At 56.2% G+C, this 16,910-nt stretch carries 15 protein-coding genes and 1 riboswitch; of the genes, 3 read left to right on the top strand and 12 right to left on the bottom strand.

Annotation, left to right across the window (positions count from 1 at the left end; translation table 11 throughout):
• Positions 1–45 precede the first annotated feature (45 nt).
• From OKB77_RS03745 to ppx, 3 genes are all read left to right on the top strand, one after another.
• A complete protein-coding gene (locus OKB77_RS03745) occupies positions 46–561 on the top strand; it encodes a glycine cleavage system protein R (RefSeq protein WP_270816941.1) in 516 nt (171 codons plus the stop codon).
• 74 nt (positions 562–635) lie between these two features.
• Entirely contained in the window at positions 636–2,705 is a 2,070-nt protein-coding gene (ppk1, locus tag OKB77_RS03740) for a polyphosphate kinase 1 (protein WP_101529450.1), read from the top strand.
• Entirely contained in the window at positions 2,695–4,185 is a 1,491-nt protein-coding gene (gene ppx / locus OKB77_RS03735; protein WP_069555280.1) for an exopolyphosphatase, read from the top strand. The genes ppk1 and ppx overlap by 11 nt, the downstream gene beginning before the upstream one ends.
• Before the next feature lie 60 nt (positions 4,186–4,245).
• Here ppx and mgtE read toward each other — a convergent pair whose 3' ends face one another.
• From mgtE to flgB, 12 genes are all read right to left on the bottom strand, one after another.
• Positions 4,246–5,589, bottom strand: a complete 1,344-nt coding sequence (gene mgtE / locus OKB77_RS03730) for a magnesium transporter (protein WP_058056049.1) — start codon at positions 5,587–5,589, stop codon at positions 4,246–4,248.
• Between the two features lie 122 nt (positions 5,590–5,711).
• Positions 5,712–5,881: riboswitch (M-box (ykoK) riboswitch) on the bottom strand.
• Positions 5,882–6,064: 183 nt separating this feature from the next.
• A complete protein-coding gene (gene flgL / locus OKB77_RS03725) occupies positions 6,065–7,273 on the bottom strand; it encodes a flagellar hook-associated protein FlgL (RefSeq protein ID WP_270816940.1) in 1,209 nt (402 codons plus the stop codon).
• Positions 7,274–7,277: 4 nt separating this feature from the next.
• On the bottom strand, positions 7,278–9,281 hold the full coding sequence (locus OKB77_RS03720; protein WP_201951519.1) for a FlgK family flagellar hook-associated protein: 2,004 nt from the start codon (positions 9,279–9,281) through the stop codon (positions 7,278–7,280).
• A gap of 3 nt (positions 9,282–9,284) precedes the next feature.
• Positions 9,285–10,358 (bottom strand): flagellar assembly peptidoglycan hydrolase FlgJ, encoded by a 1,074-nt coding sequence (gene flgJ / locus OKB77_RS03715; protein ID WP_139742862.1) that lies wholly within the window; start codon positions 10,356–10,358, stop codon positions 9,285–9,287.
• A 43-nt stretch (positions 10,359–10,401) separates the two neighbouring features.
• A complete protein-coding gene (locus tag OKB77_RS03710) occupies positions 10,402–11,499 on the bottom strand; it encodes a flagellar basal body P-ring protein FlgI (protein WP_005350664.1) in 1,098 nt (365 codons plus the stop codon).
• Positions 11,500–11,507: 8 nt separating this feature from the next.
• The gene (gene flgH, locus OKB77_RS03705; RefSeq protein WP_005350662.1) at positions 11,508–12,179 is read right to left on the bottom strand and encodes a flagellar basal body L-ring protein FlgH; all 672 of its coding nucleotides are present in this window, start codon (positions 12,177–12,179) and stop codon (positions 11,508–11,510) included.
• A 14-nt stretch (positions 12,180–12,193) separates the two neighbouring features.
• Positions 12,194–12,982, bottom strand: coding sequence for a flagellar basal-body rod protein FlgG (gene flgG, locus OKB77_RS03700; protein WP_005334158.1), 789 nt, complete (start codon positions 12,980–12,982; stop codon positions 12,194–12,196).
• Positions 12,983–12,997: 15 nt separating this feature from the next.
• Positions 12,998–13,744: a flagellar basal-body rod protein FlgF gene (flgF, locus tag OKB77_RS03695; RefSeq protein WP_005334159.1), complete on the bottom strand. Its 747-nt coding sequence runs from the start codon at positions 13,742–13,744 to the stop codon at positions 12,998–13,000.
• Between the two features lie 141 nt (positions 13,745–13,885).
• Positions 13,886–15,259, bottom strand: a complete 1,374-nt coding sequence (gene flgE / locus OKB77_RS03690) for a flagellar hook protein FlgE (protein ID WP_042080196.1) — start codon at positions 15,257–15,259, stop codon at positions 13,886–13,888.
• Between the two features lie 10 nt (positions 15,260–15,269).
• Complete coding sequence (locus tag OKB77_RS03685) at positions 15,270–16,010, bottom strand: flagellar hook assembly protein FlgD (protein ID WP_270816939.1); 741 nt, start codon at positions 16,008–16,010, stop codon at positions 15,270–15,272.
• Positions 16,011–16,025: 15 nt separating this feature from the next.
• On the bottom strand, positions 16,026–16,445 hold the full coding sequence (gene flgC, locus OKB77_RS03680; RefSeq protein ID WP_005350658.1) for a flagellar basal body rod protein FlgC: 420 nt from the start codon (positions 16,443–16,445) through the stop codon (positions 16,026–16,028).
• Entirely contained in the window at positions 16,445–16,843 is a 399-nt protein-coding gene (gene flgB, locus OKB77_RS03675) for a flagellar basal body rod protein FlgB (RefSeq protein WP_005334169.1), read from the bottom strand. The genes flgC and flgB overlap by 1 nt, the downstream gene beginning before the upstream one ends.
• Positions 16,844–16,910: the final 67 nt, after the last annotated feature.

Genomic DNA, 16,910 nt, shown 5'->3' with positions numbered 1-16,910 from the left:
GCACAATAGGGATAGAGCAAGAAATCCCATTTCAAGGAGAGCAGGATGCAAAAGCAATTGGTGGTCACCGTGATCGGTGCAGACAAACCCGGGATCGTCGAGAGTCTGGCTGCAGTCATCAGCCGCGAGCAGGGTAACTGGCTGGGCAGCGCCATGAGCGAACTGGCGGGCCAGTTTGCCGGTATCCTCCATGTCTCTGTCCCCGATGAGCACTATCGCAGCCTGTGCGAAGCACTGGCCCTGCTACCAGGTCTGACCATCAGCTTTGCCGAAGGGACACCTACCGCCGAGCCAGCCCATAAAGTCATGATGACAGTGACCGGCAACGACCGCCCCGGCATCGTCCATGAAGTAGCCAGCATCCTGCGCCAGCTCGAGATCAACGTGGCCGATCTCACCACCGGCTGTGAACCGGCTCCCCACTCCGGCGCCCCGCTCTTCTATGCCCATGCGCTGGTAGCCCTGCCCGACGGGCTCGCGATGGATACGCTTATCACCGCGCTGGAATCCCTCTCCGACGATCTGGTGGTCGACATCGACGAAGCGTTCAGCGAGCAGTAACAATACTGTCATTTATTTGTCATATATTAACGCCATAACTGCCGCGCAGACGCGACCTGAAACAGAGGCACAAGATGAGCACCGACAAGCAGTATGAAGAGAAAGAGCTGAGCTGGCTCTCATTCAATGAACGGGTGTTGCAAGAGGCAATGGACAAGACGGTGCCCCTCATCGAGCGGGTTCGTTTTCTGGGGATCTTCTCCTCCAACCAGGATGAGTTCTTCAAGGTACGGGTATCGGACGTCAAGCGTCGCATCCTCATCAATGAAGTACATGGTGGCGACGATGAAGCGAAAGTGCTGCTGCGCGCCATCCAGCAAAAAGTGATGGCGCTCGGTGAAGCGTTCGACAACACCTATAAAGAGCTGTTGATTGCGCTGGCCCGCCACAACATCTTCCTAGTCAACGAGAACCAGCTCTCCGATGCCATTCAGAAGTGGCTGCGGGTCTTCTTCAAGGAGAAGGTGCTGCGTCACATCATCCCGATCCTGCTCAACAAGGAGGTCAATCCGGTCAAATTCCTCAAGGATGAGTACACCTATCTGGCCATCGAGATGAAGAAGAACGGTCAGGTGATCCAGTACGCCCTGGTGGAAGTGCCGACCGACGACCTGCCCCGCTTCTTCCAGCTGCCGCCGGAAGGGACCCGCCGCAAGAAGCAGATCATCATTCTGGATAACGTCATCCGCTTCTGCCTCGACGAGATCTTCAAAGGCTTCTTCGACTACGACGAGATTGCCGCCTATGCGGTGAAGCTGACCCGGGATGCCGAATATGATCTCTCCGACCAGCTGGACTTGAGCCTGGTGGACAAGATGAGTGACGGCTTGAAGCAGCGCCTCACCGCCATGCCGGTGCGCTTCGTCTACGAGCGGGAGATGCCCGCTGCCATGATTAGCTTCCTCAAGCTCAAGCTGCAGATCAGCTCCTACGACGCCATTATGCCGGGCGGACGCTATCACAACTTCAAGGATTTCATCGGCTTCCCCAACGTGGGCCGTGACTATCTGGAAAACCCCAAGCTGCCGGCGCTGGATTGCCGCGATTTTGACGGCTTCGTCAACGCCTTCGATGCGATTACCAAGCAGGATATCCTGCTCTACTACCCGTACCACAAATTCCACCACTTCACCGAGCTGGTGCGCCAGGCGGCGTTCGACCCGGCGGTCAGCGCCATTCGCATCAACATTTATCGGGTCGCCAAGAAGTCGCGCATCATCCACTCCCTCATCGATGCCGCCAACAACGGCAAGAAGGTGACTGTGGTGGTCGAGCTGCGCGCCCGTTTCGACGAGGCGGCCAACATCGACTGGGCCAACATCCTTACCGATGCCGGAGTCAAGGTGGTGTTCGGGGTGCCGAGCCTCAAGATCCACTCCAAGCTCTGCCTCATCACCCGCCACGAAAATGGCGAGCCGGTGCGCTATGCCCATATCGGCACAGGCAACTTCAACGAGAAGACCGCCAAGATCTACACCGACTTCTCGCTGCTGACCCGCAATCCGGATATCACCGCCGAAGTGGAAGGGGTATTTGAATACATCGAGTACCCCTATAAGCGTTACAAATTCAACCACCTGCTGGTCTCCCCCATCAACAGCCGCCGTCAGCTCTATCGCCTCATCGACAACGAGCTCTCCAACGCCAAGGCGGGTCAGCCGAGCGGTATCATCCTCAAGATCAACAATCTGGTGGACAAGGATCTCATCAACCGCCTCTATGCCGCCGGGCAGGCCGGGGTGCCGATCCAGATGATCATCCGTGGCATGTGCGCCCTGCGTCCGGGCGTACCGGGCCTCAGTGACAACATCAAGGTGATCAGCATCATCGACCGCTTCCTCGAGCACCCGCGGGTGATGGTGTTCCACAACAAGGGCAACCCCCAGCTCTATATCTCCAGCGCCGACTGGATGAGCCGTAATATCGACGGCCGTATTGAGGTGGGCACCCCCATTTATGACGAGCGCCTCAAGCAGCGCATCATGGACATTCTCGAACTACAACTGAGTGATACCTGCAAGGCGCGGGTGATCGATGCCGACCAGCAGAACGAATATGTGAAGCGGGGCAACCGCCGCAAGATCCGCTCTCAGGTGGCGATTTACGACTATCTCAAACGTATCGAGTCAAACAATGGACAATAGCCTCTACGCCGCCGTCGATCTCGGCTCCAACAGTTTTCATATGGTGATCGCCCATCTGAGCGAAGGGCGTTTTCGCATCGTCGATCGCATCAAGGAGCGGGTACGGCTGGCGGAAGGGATGGATGAGCAAAAGCGCATGAGCCCGGAGGCGATGGAACGCGGCCTCGCCTGTCTGTCGTTGTTTGCCGAGCGGCTCACCAACATCAAACCGGATCAGATCCGCATCGCCGGCACCTACACATTGCGCCGTGCCAGCAACGCGCGCGAGTTCGTCAGCGAAGCGGCCAAGGTGCTCAACCACCCTATCGAGATCATCAGCGGGCAGGAAGAAGCACGGCTCATCTATCAGGGGGTCGCCCATACCCAGCATATCGAGGGCCAGGTACTGGTCATCGATATCGGCGGCGGCAGCACCGAGCTCATCATCGGTGAAGGGTTTGAACACAAGGCCCTCACCAGCCGCAAGATGGGCTGCGTCAGCTTTACCCAGAGCTTCTTTGCCAGCGGCAAGCTGAGCGACAAACACTTCACCAATGCCGTGCTGGAGGCGCAGCACCAACTCGCTCCCATCGTCAACCAGTACCGCAAGCTGGGCTGGCAGAGCTGCCTTGGCAGCTCAGGCTCCATTCGTACCGTGCGCGACGTGCTGCAGGGTGAAGGGCTGACTGACGGCAGCATTACGCTGGAAGGGCTGGAGCGGCTCAAGGCGCTGATGATTGAGCGCAAGCGAGTCGATAACCTCAAGCTGACAGGGCTTACCGAGGAGCGCCAAGAGGTGTTTGCCGCCGCGGTCGCCATCCTGCTCGGGCTGTTTACCTCGCTGCCCATCGAGCGGCTCGACTACTCCGATGGTGCTCTGCGCGAAGGATTGCTGTATGAGTTCGAGGAGCGCTTGCAGCACCACGATATTCGCGAGCGTACCGCACAGGCGCTCGGCACCCACTACCGGATGGACCGCAAACAAGCCGCCCGGGTGGAGCAGAGCGTGCTGACCCTGTTTGATGCCTTGCAAGAGCCCTGGCAGATGGAAGTAGAGCCCTATCGAGCCATCCTCGGCTGGGCGGCCCGGCTTCACGAAATTGGCCTTGCCATCAACTACAGCGGCATTCATCGCCACTCAGCCTATATCCTGCAACACACCGACCTGCCCGGCTTCAACCAGGACGATCAGGCCCTGCTGGCAGCGCTGGTACGCTTTCAGCGCAAGGGGCTCAAGCTCTCCGAGCTGCCTCCCCTGCCCAACCACGACATGCAGACGGTGCTGCGCTGCATCCGCATCCTGCGCCTCGCAGTCGCCGCTCACCACAAGCGCCAGGACAACCTGCTGCCCGAGTGGAAAGTCGCGGTACAAGGCGATCAGCTGGTCGTGACCCTGCCGATCGACTGGTGCGAGGAGAACCGTCTCCTGATGCAGAATCTGGAGAAGGAGCATCGTTATTGCCAGGAGCAGGGCTGGCCACTGTTGTTCCAGCTCGGCTAAACCGGAAAGATAAATAAAAAAGGCAGCCCACAGGCTGCCTTTTGCATCTCAATCTCCCGGTTACTGCAACTCGGGCAACAACCACTTGGCCATCTCGAAGTAGATGATAAGGCCGGTGCCATCCACCAGTGTCGCGATGAATGGCGCAGAGACCACCGCCGGATCGATGCGGAAACGGCGCAGCACCATGGGAATAATGGACGCGACAGTGGCACTCCAGAGCACGATGGCGATGATGGTAAAGGTCACCACCATGCCAATCTGGGGACCGACGCCAAGACTCCATGCCCGCACCCAGGCCGCCATGGCAATGGCCCCCGAGATGAGCAGACCGGTGGAGAGCTCCTTTTTCAGCACGGTGCCGAGATTGCGCAGACTCACCTCCCCGACCGCCATGGCTCGTACTATGGTGGTGGTGATCTGGGTGCCACTGTTACCACCAGTACCGATCAGGAGCGGAATGAAGAAGGCCAGCGCGATAGCCGCTTCCAGCTGCTCCTCGAATGCCCGCAGCACGGTGCCGGTGTAGGCTTCCGCCACAAACAGGATAAGCAGCCAGCCCACCCGTTTGCGCCACAGCTGCCAGGGCGTCGCCTGCAAGTAAGGGGTATCGAGCGGTGATGAGCCCCCCTGCATCTCGGCATCCTCGGTGGATTCGAGCTCCAGAATATCCGCCGCATCATCGACGTGGAAAATACCGACCAGTCGCCCCTGATCCTCGACCGGCAATACCGACAGGTCGCGGTCGATCAGCAGGCGCGCTGCCAGCTCCTGATCCGCCCGAGCGTTGATCCGCACCGTCTCCCGATCCATCAGGGTCGCAACGCTGGCCAGCGGGTCGGCGATCAGCAAGGTCTTGAGGGAGAGGCTCCCTTGCAGACGACCATCCCCGTTGACCACATAGATATGGCGAAACAGCTGGGCATTGTCCCAGGCATCGTGGATCAGCTGTTTGGCGTGACCGACCGTGTCCTCCTCCCGCACCGCCAGATATTCGTGGCGCATGTTGGCCCCCACCGACTCGGTGGGCCAATCCAGCAGGGAGTAATACATGGCCTGCGCCTGGGTCGGGAAGCGAGCCAGCAACATGGTGCGATCCTGACGACTCAGTTTGCGCAGGATGGCGACCATCTCACGGCGGGGAATGGCCTCCTGCAACACGCTGACGATGCTGCCATGGAGCCGCTGCAACAGGCGCCCGGCACTCTCGGCCGAGAGTGAACCAAGCAGTTCGGCCCCTTGCGGGATTGGCAGGGTATCAAAGATGCAGTTGAGCTCTTCCGGACGCAGGGTCAGCAGTTGATCGGCGCGCTGAACCGGATCCAGATTATGTTCCAGCCAACCCTGCAGGGCGGCCAGATCGAGCAGTTGGTGACGGTTAAGAATGGTATGTGTTTTCTTCATCACAGATATCCTCATGTGATTTCAGGCGAGCCTGAATGCCTCCGGAAATAGCCGGAGGCAACGACAAGAAAACAGCAATTTGATTGACGAGTAATAGGCAGGAAATGACGCCGTTCGGCGTGTCATCATCCCCACGTACCAGCTTTAGCACTGTATAACGTATCCGGCATGCCGGAAGCCACTTGGGTTTACACCTTAATCCGATGAAAACTGTCCTGATCTTGGGCGTCTCTGGACGTCGTGAGATCAGTGGCCTGTGTTTATACAGGAGCCTCGCCTAACGAGATGCTGCAAATAATTCGCACAACCCTCAGTTGTGCGGGCGGCATGATTATCCAATCCCGCAGGGAGGTCAACCCCGCAACCACCATTAAATTGGCAACGGCAACAGCTTGTTACAATTGGCAGGAGATGACACGGAACCAATTTTCATAGTCTGGACAAAAGAAAAGGCCCCAAAGGGGCCCTTCTTTAATTAGCGAATATAGTCAAATAATGTCAGACGGCTTATTTTGCTGAAAGAGAGTTGCGAGGCACTCAATGCCGCATCCTCTTTTGACAGCGCGGAAATCACTTCATAGAGATCCGCTTCCGATACCTTGGCTCTCGCCTCGGCGTTGAGGGTACTCAATCCCTCATTGGAGCCCATAGCCTGTTCCAGACTGTTCATCCGGCCGCCCAACTCACCCAACCCATGATCGATATTCAGGCGGGCATTTTTCATATGAACGGTGGCATCGGCTATTTTCTGCTCGAAGGTCTCGGCAGAAATAGCCGGATCTCGCAGAGCCGTAATAAATTCCGACATACCATTCAATATGTTGTCATTCTTCGGTGGATTAAGGTCAAACTGCTGAGCCGCACCACCTGCAGGCAAATCAAGGGTCAACTCCAGACCATTAAAGGGGATCTTGGTGCCAGCAGTGTAGTTACCCGTTTGCAACGTATTGCCACCGGCATCCTTGATATCATAGGTATCAGGCGGACCTATGGTGGTTGATACGGTATAGGTGTTGCTGGGCAGTGCCGAGTTATAATTGGACTTATAGAAATTATCAAAGTTACCCTGATCGCCTATCCCGACCTTGATATTTGCGGTGGTTGCACTGGCGGTTCTTCTGGTCGCCACGATTTCAAACAGATCCTGCCCTGAATCATTGGCAGCGATTTGTACTGTGGGTGAGACCTGAATATTTCGCTGACCTGGATCACCCTGATAAATATATTTTCCGTTGACGTCTTTTATATATGGCTGGGTCTTGCTCTGATTGCCACCAAATATAAATTCACCCGATGAGTTTTTGCTATTCATCAGGTCGAACATCTGCTGCTGCAACCCTTCAAGCTCGCTGGCGATGGCCTTGCGATCATCGTCACTGATCGAGCCGTTATTTGACTTCTGGATCAGGGTCTGGGCACTGAGCATTGCTGTATTAAGAGAATCCAATACTGTCTCTTCATGCCCCAGGCTGTTTTCCAGCAAGCTGCCATTGACACTGTACTGCTTGAACAGGTCAATCTCCTTGGTCAGAGCCATTTTCTGGCTCATCCCCGCAGGATCTTCTCCGGCAGTCTGAAATTTATTGCCGGTTTGCAGCTGTTGATAGGCAGTATTCAACCGCTCGTTGGCGCTGTTGAGGGAATAGATATTCCGGTCGTAGATCATGTTGGTGGTGATGCGCATGACATTACCTCACGGAAGAGAGCAGTGTATCGAAAATGGTTTTGGCCGTGCTGACGATTTGCGCCGATGCCGCATAGGATTGCTGGAAGCGGATCAGATTGGCCGCCTCCTCCTCCAGATTGACCCCTGACACGCTTTCAAAGATGCCGGTGCTCTGGATAAGCTTGGACTCATTGGCCTTGAGCAGCGTTTTTGCCTGACTGGTATTGTTACCCACTTCCATCACCAACCCGGAATAGGCCTGATTGAAGGTCATCTTGTCGTTGGTCGTCCCGCCATTGGTACTCTTGCGCACCAGATCCTTGTTTTGCAGCTCGGCCAGAACCAGGCCATTGCTGTTATCGGCAAAGCCATTGCTGTTGTAACTGAGCTTGAAGCTGTCACCGGCATCCACCGTGCCGGTGATGCTGAACTCGTAGCCGGGGGCCTGTTTCGGGTTGGCATAGACTGCAGCTCCGGCGGGGAAAGGGTTGACGATCGCAGACATCAGGTTTTGCCCCTTGCTGCTCGCAGGGGCCGTACCTATCAGAGTAGTACCATCGGCTTGAAACACCTGATAGTTACCACTGGCATCGATTTTGACCACCTGAGGCGCTGTCGGGCTCAGACTATTGGTACCAAAACCTGACCCCGCACCTGTATTGAATACACCACCCAGTTTGATATCAGCCCCGCCGCCATTATTGGTGGTCTTTTCCGCTTTAAGCGGAGAGGCCAGGGCCAAATCTTCCGGTCGGGTGATCAGCTGACCCAGACCGGCGGCCGCACTTTTGGTCGGTTGCAGCAACAGTCTGTCACCCGCAGCCGGCGCACCGGTGAGATCGATTGAAATGCCATGACCCGTGAGTTCAAACGTTGCAGGAGGGGTCGTGCCAGTCGCCACAGAAGTTCGATTACCAGACTTGTCCAGCGAGAACACCTCATAACCGGTAGCGCTGCTAAATTGCACTTCGTAATCAAACGGGGTCACTGATGTCCCCTTGCCCGGCACGAAGCTGACATTCGCCCCGACCGTCCCGGTGTTATTGCCGTAGGGTAAGCCCTTGCTGGTAGGCAGGGTGAAGATATCGCCGCCAATCTCGTTATCCAGATCCATCCCGAGGCGGTTCTGCTGGTTCATCGCATCCGCCATCGCCACGGCCAGCTGCCCCAGTTCGCGCTTGGTCGGCTCAAGGTCGGTACGCGCCTTGAACAGCCCCCCCATGGCACCACCAAACGTATCGTGATCGATGGTTGCCTTGTTCGCCCCCAGGGTCAGCTGCAGCTCCTGATCCCGGGAGTCAGGATCTCCTGCAATCACCTTGAACTGGGCGACGCCCCCATCGAGGATAAGCGAATGGCCGGTGCTCATATTGACCAGCATGCTGCCGTTGGGTTGGGCTACGGTGCGAATATCCATCTTCTCCGACAGCTGGCGGATCGCCTCATCCCGCTGATCAAACAGCATCAGGTTCTCTTCGGGTGACCCCTGGGTGCGGATGATGGCCTGATTAAGATCATTGATGCTGGTGAGCAGGCTGTTGACCTGCTTGGTTTCATCTTCAATGCGGGTGTTGAGGGTATCGCTCTGCTTGTCGAGCTGCGCCGAGAGGGTATGAAAACGGTTGACCATGCCACTCAACTCCGTCATCACCACCTTGCGCCCACCGATCTCGGCAGGCGATTCATTGGCAGAGTGAAATGACTTGAAGTAGGAGGTGATGGCCGCCCCCACGCTGTTGCTGGTATCCCCCAGCAAGCTGTCAACACCAGCCAGCTGTTCATAATGGGTCAGGGATGCATGATAGGCAGAGGTATCACGGCGCACCTCCCCCTGCATATAGTCGTTGATTACCCGCTGGGTCTTGATGTCACCGGTCCCCAGACCGATGGTATTGGTATACACCAGCGTACGCTCACGCACATAGCCCTGGCTATTGACGTTCACTATGTTGTTACTGGTGGTCTGCAGCAGGCGTTGCTGTGCCAGCACGCCCGATGAACCAATCCCAAGCAGGTCGCTTGCCATACGTTACAGCTCCATCTCGTTGTATTGGGCAATGGCATCACTGCGCAATACCTGTTTCAATTTTCTGGCGTAGTGCGGGTCGGTGGCATAACCCGCCTGTTGCAGCGCCTCAAAGTAGCGATCAGGACTATCCACCTTCGCCAGGGCTCCCTTGTAGCGAGAGCCGGAAGTGAGGAAGTCCACGTAGTCGTTGAAGCTCTCTTCAAACGACTCATAGGAGCGAAATGCCGCTTTCTGGCGGGAGGCGACGCCTTGCTCATACTCGAGCGTGCTGACCACCGCCTTTGGCCCTTCCCAGCGCGGATCGGCCTTGATGCCAAACAGGTTATGGGTCACCTGCCCCTCGCCATCCTTGATCACCCGCTTGCCCCAACCGCTCTCCAGTGCCGCCTGAGCGACCAGTACCGCCGGGCTTAACCCCAACTTGTCGGCCGCTTTCTTGGCCAGCGGCATCAGGCGATTGACGAACTCTTCCGGCGTATCGAACTCCTTGCTCCCACTACCAGTGGCACTGCTCTCTTCGCTGGCCATGCGTCCCATGGGCGGAATGCTACGGTGTGGTCGACGGGGCATAGTGAGTGCGTGGCTCTCCTTGACCCCCTCGGTCATCTCTTTTTCAGCAAAATCTTTGCCAACTTTTGATGCCGCGATCAAATCATCGGCCGCCGCCGTGGGGGGCTGATAGGGTTTGTAGGTCCGTTCGGTGCGCTGCGGCATCTTGAGCACCCGCCCATCCTGATGGGTAAAGGTCTCGGGAGAGAGCTGCTTGGCCACCATGTCAGCCAATCCCAGCCCCCCCTTGCTGGACATGTCGGCAACCCGCTGCTCATCCAGCATCCCTTCATAGAACTGGGTATAGCTGCTGTTCATCGGGTTGTCCTGAGTCAACACCCCGTTGGCCTGACGCATGCTCTGAAACAGCATCTGGGTAAAGATTGACTCGAACTGGCGTGACGCACTCTTGAGCGCTTCGGCCTGTCCCTCTTTGCTTTGGCTCATCTGGCGCAGACGATCCAGGTTCTTGATGTCCTGTACCATCCCGAGATTCATGCCGCTGTTGCTGTCAAACTCCGCCATTTTGCTTACCTCATTGCCACCCGTGGCAACCACTTGCCGCTTGTTACAATATGACCAGTTGCCCCTCGATGGCGCCTGCCTGCTGCAGCGCCTCAAGGATGGCCATCAAATCACCGGGGGCGACCCCGACCTGATTGACCGCCCGGACCAAATCGTCCAGGGTCGCACCGGTATCAAACTTGAACATCCGCCCCGGCTCCTGCTGGACATTGATGGTCGAGTTGTTGGTCACCGTCGTCTCTCCTCCCGCCAACGGGTTGGGCTGGGAGACCTGCTGGTTTTCGGCGATGGTCACCGTCAACCCGCCGTGGCTGATGGCCGCCGGTTTGAGCTTGACCTGACTGCCGATCACTATGGTGCCAGTGCGGGAGTTAACGATGATCTTGGCCGCCTCGTTGGCCGGATCCACCTCCAGATTCTCGATGGTGGCGAGATAGGAGACGCGCTGACCCGGATCCCGCGGGGCATAGACCTTGACCGAGGTAGCATCGAGCGCCTGAGCGGTATTGGGCCCCACCAGATCGTTGACCACATCGGCCAGACGGCGCGCCGTAGTAAAGTCTGGGCGGTTAAGGTTGAAGGTGATGGTGTCCCCCTGACTGAAGGAGTTGGGCACCTCTCGCTCCACAGTTGCACCGTTAGCAATCCGCCCGACGGTCGGGGTATTGATCACCACCTTGGAACCATCAGCCCCCTCGGCCCCCAGACCACCGACCACCAGACTGCCCTGGGCGACCGCATAAACCCGCCCATCGAGCCCTTTCAGGAAGCTCTGCAGCAGAGTGCCGCCCCGCAGGCTCTTGGCCTCGCCAATGGCAGAGACCGTCACATCGATGGTCTGGCCCGGCTTGGAGAAGGGGGGCAGGTCGGCATGGATCGCCACCGGAGCCACATCCTTGATCTTGGGCTTGATGTTATCCGGCACCTTGATGCCAAAATTGTTGAGCATGGTACGGAAGGTCTGCTCGGTGAAGGCGTTGTTCTTCTCGCCAGTACCGGGCAACCCCACCACCAGACCGTAACCAATCAGCTGGTTGTTACGCACCCCTTCAACCGAGCTGATGTCCTTGATCCGGGCCGCATTGGCCACACCCAAGGGCAGCAGGCAGCAAAGCAGAGTGACAAGACGGAGTGACTTCATAACATCTCCTAGAGCGGCCACCAGGGACCATTGAAAAAGCTGGTAAGCCACCCTTGCTCCTGGCTATTGGCCAGATCGCCGGTACCACCGTAGTAAATGCGGGCATTGGCCACTTTCTGGGACGAAACGCTGTTATCAGACGTCACATCCTCCGGGCGAATAAGGCCGGTGATCCGGATATATTCATTGCCATTGTTGAGCATGATCCACTTCTCACCGCGCACCACCAGATTGCCGTTGGGCAGTACCTTGGCCACGCTGACCGAAATATTGCCCTGCAGGCTGTTGCTCTGATCCGCCTTGGCCTGGCCCTTGAACGCGCTGTCTTGAGCAATGGAGGCTGAGAGATCATAGGGGCTGGCGGTCACGGGCACGCCACCCAACTTGACCGGGTCCAGATTGAACTTGTTATTCTTGCCACTCTGGGTATTGGCCTTTTTCGAGGCAGAGGTCGACTCCGACAACTCGATGGTAATGATGTCACCTACCTTGTGTGCCTTGATATCCGAATAGATGCCATTGACCTGATCCGGCTGGAAAATCGCCCCTGTCGGTCGCACCGACACCGGCTCCGACTCCCCGTAGACGGGGGAAAACTCGGGATCATCAGGCTTGGGCGTATTGGGAGTGCTGCTACACCCTCCCAGCACCAACAATCCCAGCATCCATACGGCTTTCATCATGCACCTCCTAATTAGGTACGCTGGATCAGGAAGGACATCATGCCGTCCACGGCGGAGAGCACCTTGGAGTTCATCTCGTAGACCCGCTGAGCCTGAATGAGGTTCACCAGCTCTTCGGTCACGTTGACGTTGGAAGTCTCCAGCATCCCCTGCTTGATCACCCCCAAGCCATCGGCACCGGCAGTCCCCTGAGCGGCAGCACCACTGGATTGGGTCTCGACAAACATGTTCTCCCCCATCGGCTGCAAGCCGCTGGCGTTGACGAAGTCGGAGATGTTGATCTGACCGACTACCTGAGAAGCGCCATCCCCCTTGAGCTGCACCGAGACCTGGCCATCTTCACCCACCGTAACGCTCTGGGCGTTTTCCGGGATCTGGATTTCCGGTTGCAGCGGGTAGCCATTACCCGGGGTCACTATGGTCCCTTCATCGTTGAGGGTGAACTGACCGTTGCGGGTATAGGCCGCACTGCCATCCGGCAGCTGAATTTCAAAGTAGCCACGACCACTGATCATCAGATCGAGCGAGTTGTCAGTGGTTTGCACGTTACCCTGGCTGTGGTTTTTCTGGGTCGCCACCACCTTGGCACCCGCCCCCAGCATCAAGCCGGAGGGGAGCTCGGTATCGGCAGAGGAGCGGCCACCGGGCTGATTGATGTTTTGATAAAGCAGATCTTCAAAGATGGCCCGTGACTTTTTGAAGCCCACGGTGCTGGCGTTCGCCAGGTTGTTCGAGGTGACCGAAATATTGGTCTGCTGTGCATCCAACCCGGTCTTGCTGATCCAGAGTGCAGGATTCATAGTGTAACTCCTTGATTAGCTGATTCGCAGCAGTTGGGTTTGAGCTTCATCATTCTCTTCGGCCGTCTTCATGATTTTGACTTGGGTTTCGAACTGGCGTTGCAGCCGGATCAGGTTGGTCATCTCATCCACCACATTGACGTTGCTCCCCTCAAGGGAGCCGGCAATCAGGCCGACATTGGCAGAGGCGGGTTCATTCTGGCCATCTTTGCGGCGAAACAGACCATCTTGCCCCTTCTCCACCGCATCGGCGGCCGGGTTGACCAGCTTGATCCGCTGAAAATCTTCCGGCAAGTTGGCGGCAGCCCCCTCAGGACGACCGCTGATGGTGCCATCCCGATTGATCTCGAGTTTCTCCATCGGCATCGGCAACACGATGGGCTGACCGCCGTCATCCACCACATTCAGACCGGTCGAGGTCTGCAAGTTGCCGGTCGCATTGACCTGCAAATTCCCCATGCGGGTATAGGCCTCACCGCCCTTGGGATCCTGCACGGCAATCCAGCCAGGACCATCCACCGCCACGTCCAAATCCCGTCCGGTGGTCATCAGCATGCCATGCTGCAGGTTCTGCCCCGGGCGCTCAGCCATGGCAAACACCCGGCTTGGCAAGCCCTCTCCGAACGCCTGCATGCTTCTGGCCTGCTCGAAATCGGACTTGAAACCGGTGGTATTGGCATTGGCGAGGTTGTTGCCCCGAACAGCCAGGCTGTTCATGGTCTCTTTGGCCCCGGACATGGCGATATAAAGCAGGTGATCCATGGAATTCTCCGTCAAACAGATGACTCTGACAGGAGAAATGCAATTAGAGTGCCAACAGCAGAAATATGGGGGGATAAGGATGGGAATGCGACAGAAACAGAGAGGGGGCCAAGCCCCCTCTCATTATCATTTATTGCGCGATTAACGGATCTGCAGGATGGTCTGCTGCAGCGAACTGTTGACCTCCAGAGAACGGGAGTTGGCCTGGAAGTTACGCTGAGCAGTGATCAGGTCCACCAGCTCGGAGGTCAAATCCACGTTGGACTGCTCCAGCGCCGATGATTTGATGGTGCCAAATGTCCCTGAGTTTGGCGTCCCCGGCAAGGCATCACCAGAGAGCAGAGACTGTCGCCAGGAGGTATCGCCAACCTGAGTCAATCCTTGCGAGTTGGCAAATTTTGCCATGGCAACCATAGCGACCTTGAGTGTGGTGGCATTACTATAGGTAGCAGAGACAATCCCGTCTGGCGTGATCTCCACCTTGGTCAAACGGCCGACAGTAGAGCCATCTTGAGTCAACTTGTTGACTTCAAACGGAGAAGAATACTGAGTCACAGTGCCAAGTTGAATCTCAACTTCCTGGGTGGGATCTGCGCCGTTGGTGATAATGCCAGCACCTGCCGGGGGCGCGACCCCCAATTGTTCTGTCTTGATGGTTGCCGGTGTTGTTGGCGTCACCATCTTGCCATCAGCACCAAAGGTGATGCGTGCGGCAAGCGGTGGAACAGGAGTCACACCAGCCGCCATCGTTGTTGGAACCCCCCCCGCAACATCAATGGGTTTATCCCCCTCATACATGTACATACGCCAAGCGGTAGGGTTGGCAGGCTTTGTCACATCAGCTGGGTCAGCTTCCTTGACAAAATATTGTGTGATCACATGAGGAGAACCCAATGAATCATAAATAGTGACCGATGTAGATGAGGCATAACTTTTAGGATTATTGATCGGATCAAAAATGGAGGCGTCTGCAGCAGTGTTACCTGCAGCCAACGGGGTTGAATCAGACTTCAGATTGAAGCTGGCTTCAATCTTGGTTGTTTGTTTCGGCTCCCCTGCCCGATCCGGGATCTGGATAGGCTTGGTTGCGTTTATGCTCACCGCTTTTGGCGTTCCATCAACGTTCACCTCATAGCCTTGCAGATAATGGCCCTGATTGTTGACCATATAACTGTTTTCATTGAGCTTGAAGGCACCGGCACGAGTATAGGTGCGATCCAGGTTGGTCAGGCCATCGGAGGTCACAAAGAATCCATTCCCCTGAATCGCCAAGTCTAGTGCGTTATTGGTAAATTGCAGCGCCCCCTGATGGAACTGCTGGGCAACCGCACCGGTCGCCACACCATTACCGACCTGGGTCTTGGCGTTGACAAAGATGGAGTTGGCATAGACATCCGCAAACTCGGCTCGGGACTCCTTAAAGCCCATGGTGTTAACGTTGGCAATGTTGTTGGCGGTGACGTTCAAGTCTTTTTGTGCCGCGTTGACACCGCTCAAGGCATTGTTAAATGACATATCCAGCTCCTTAGATCGATGCTGTCGACGTGGTTTTTGACTGAGTTGTTGGTTTGTTCTGATTAGATCCTGAAATTTGCAGGATACTGTTAAGCGTTGTAGTGCCTAGACCTCTCAGATTAAGTTGAGTCGGGTTGGTTCCGTTCCCCAGGACCACACTATCAACCTTGCCATAGGTCAGGGCCGAGATGCTCTCCGACTTTCCATCCATGGTGCCGTTAGCTTTAATCACGTATTTTCCAGGCTTGGCCGGATTGCCACTCTTGTCTTTACCATCCCAAGCAAATTCAACATTGCCGCGTAAATCACCTTCCAGAGGAAACTCCTTTATCACCGGACCCTTTTCATCTTCCACCGTGATTTTCACATTCGAATACTTGTTCTCGACACCGACAGCCACAACCCCGGATATGGACCCATCTTTCTCCAAATAACCGATATTGCTAGGGAGCAGCACATTTTGTCCGACCAGTGCAGAGGCTTGCAGCGCCTGACTAGATGTCATCAGAGTATTGAGATTGCCCATCTGGGTGGACAAGCTATTGATCCCCTCAGAAGTCGACATGGATGTCATCTGGGAGAGCATCTGGGCGTTATCAACTGGCTTGAAAGGATCCTGATACGACAGCTGCATGGTCAGCAGCTTCAGAAAAGAAGCTTGATCCAGCTCTTTCTTGGGCGTCGTGGTTGTGCCTGTCGTCTGGGTCGTGGTACGGCTGATGCCGTTCACATTATTGGTTGTATCGACCATGCTGCATCCCTCCTATCAGGACTTGCCAAGCTGGAGCGTCTGCTGCAGCATCTTCTTGGCCGAATCTGCAACCTGTACGTTGGTCTGGTAGCTGCGCGAGGCATTGATCATGTCGGCCATCTCTTCAACCATGTTGACGTTTGGCTTGAAGATAAAACCGTCTTTATCCGCCATCGGGTGGTTGGGGTTGTACTCCTTGAGTAGTGGCGCCTTGCTCTCGACAATCCCCTTCACCTCAACCCCGACCGAGCCCTGCTTGTCAGACATCGCCTGATCGAGCTGGGCGGCAAAGACTGGCCGCCTGGCGTGGTAAGTATTTTCCACACTGGAGCTGACGCTGTCCGCATTGGCCATGTTGCTGGCAACCGTGTTGAGGCGCACTGACTGTGCGCTCATAGCCGAGCCTGCTATGTCAAAGACCTTGAACAAACTCATCACTGCTCTCCTTTCAGGGCCTTGAGCAGGCCACTGATCTTGCTATTCATAAATTCAAGGGAGGTTTGATATTCGAGGCTATTGCGCAGAAATTCGCTGCGCTCCTGCTGCACATCGACTGTATTGCCGTCACCGGTATCCGGTTGCAGCGGGTTGCGATATTGCACGGTACCTGGGGCGTCCATATTCAAGGCAAAGTGCTTTTCGCTGGTCGTTGCCAAACCAAACCCCTGATGCGACTGGGCCTCCTGCAATGCCTGAGCAAAATTGATATCCCTGGCTTTGAAGCCCGGGGTATCTGCGTTGGCAATATTGCTGGAAAGCACCTCAGCACGCTTGGCGCGAACGCTTATGGTGTGTTGATGCACACCGAATGCCTTGTCAAATGAAAGAGCCATAGCACACCTCCTGCTTGGTTTATTTTGTTTGCAAGAGGTGTGCCATAAGCAAATCACTCAGTTCGAT

The sequence above is a fragment of the Aeromonas sp. Y318-3 genome, assembly GCF_027706185.1.
In the GTDB taxonomy this organism is placed as follows: domain Bacteria; phylum Pseudomonadota; class Gammaproteobacteria; order Enterobacterales; family Aeromonadaceae; genus Aeromonas; species Aeromonas veronii.
The sequence above is the reverse complement of the archived record's forward strand: the minus strand, read 5'-3'. Positions and strand labels throughout refer to the sequence as shown.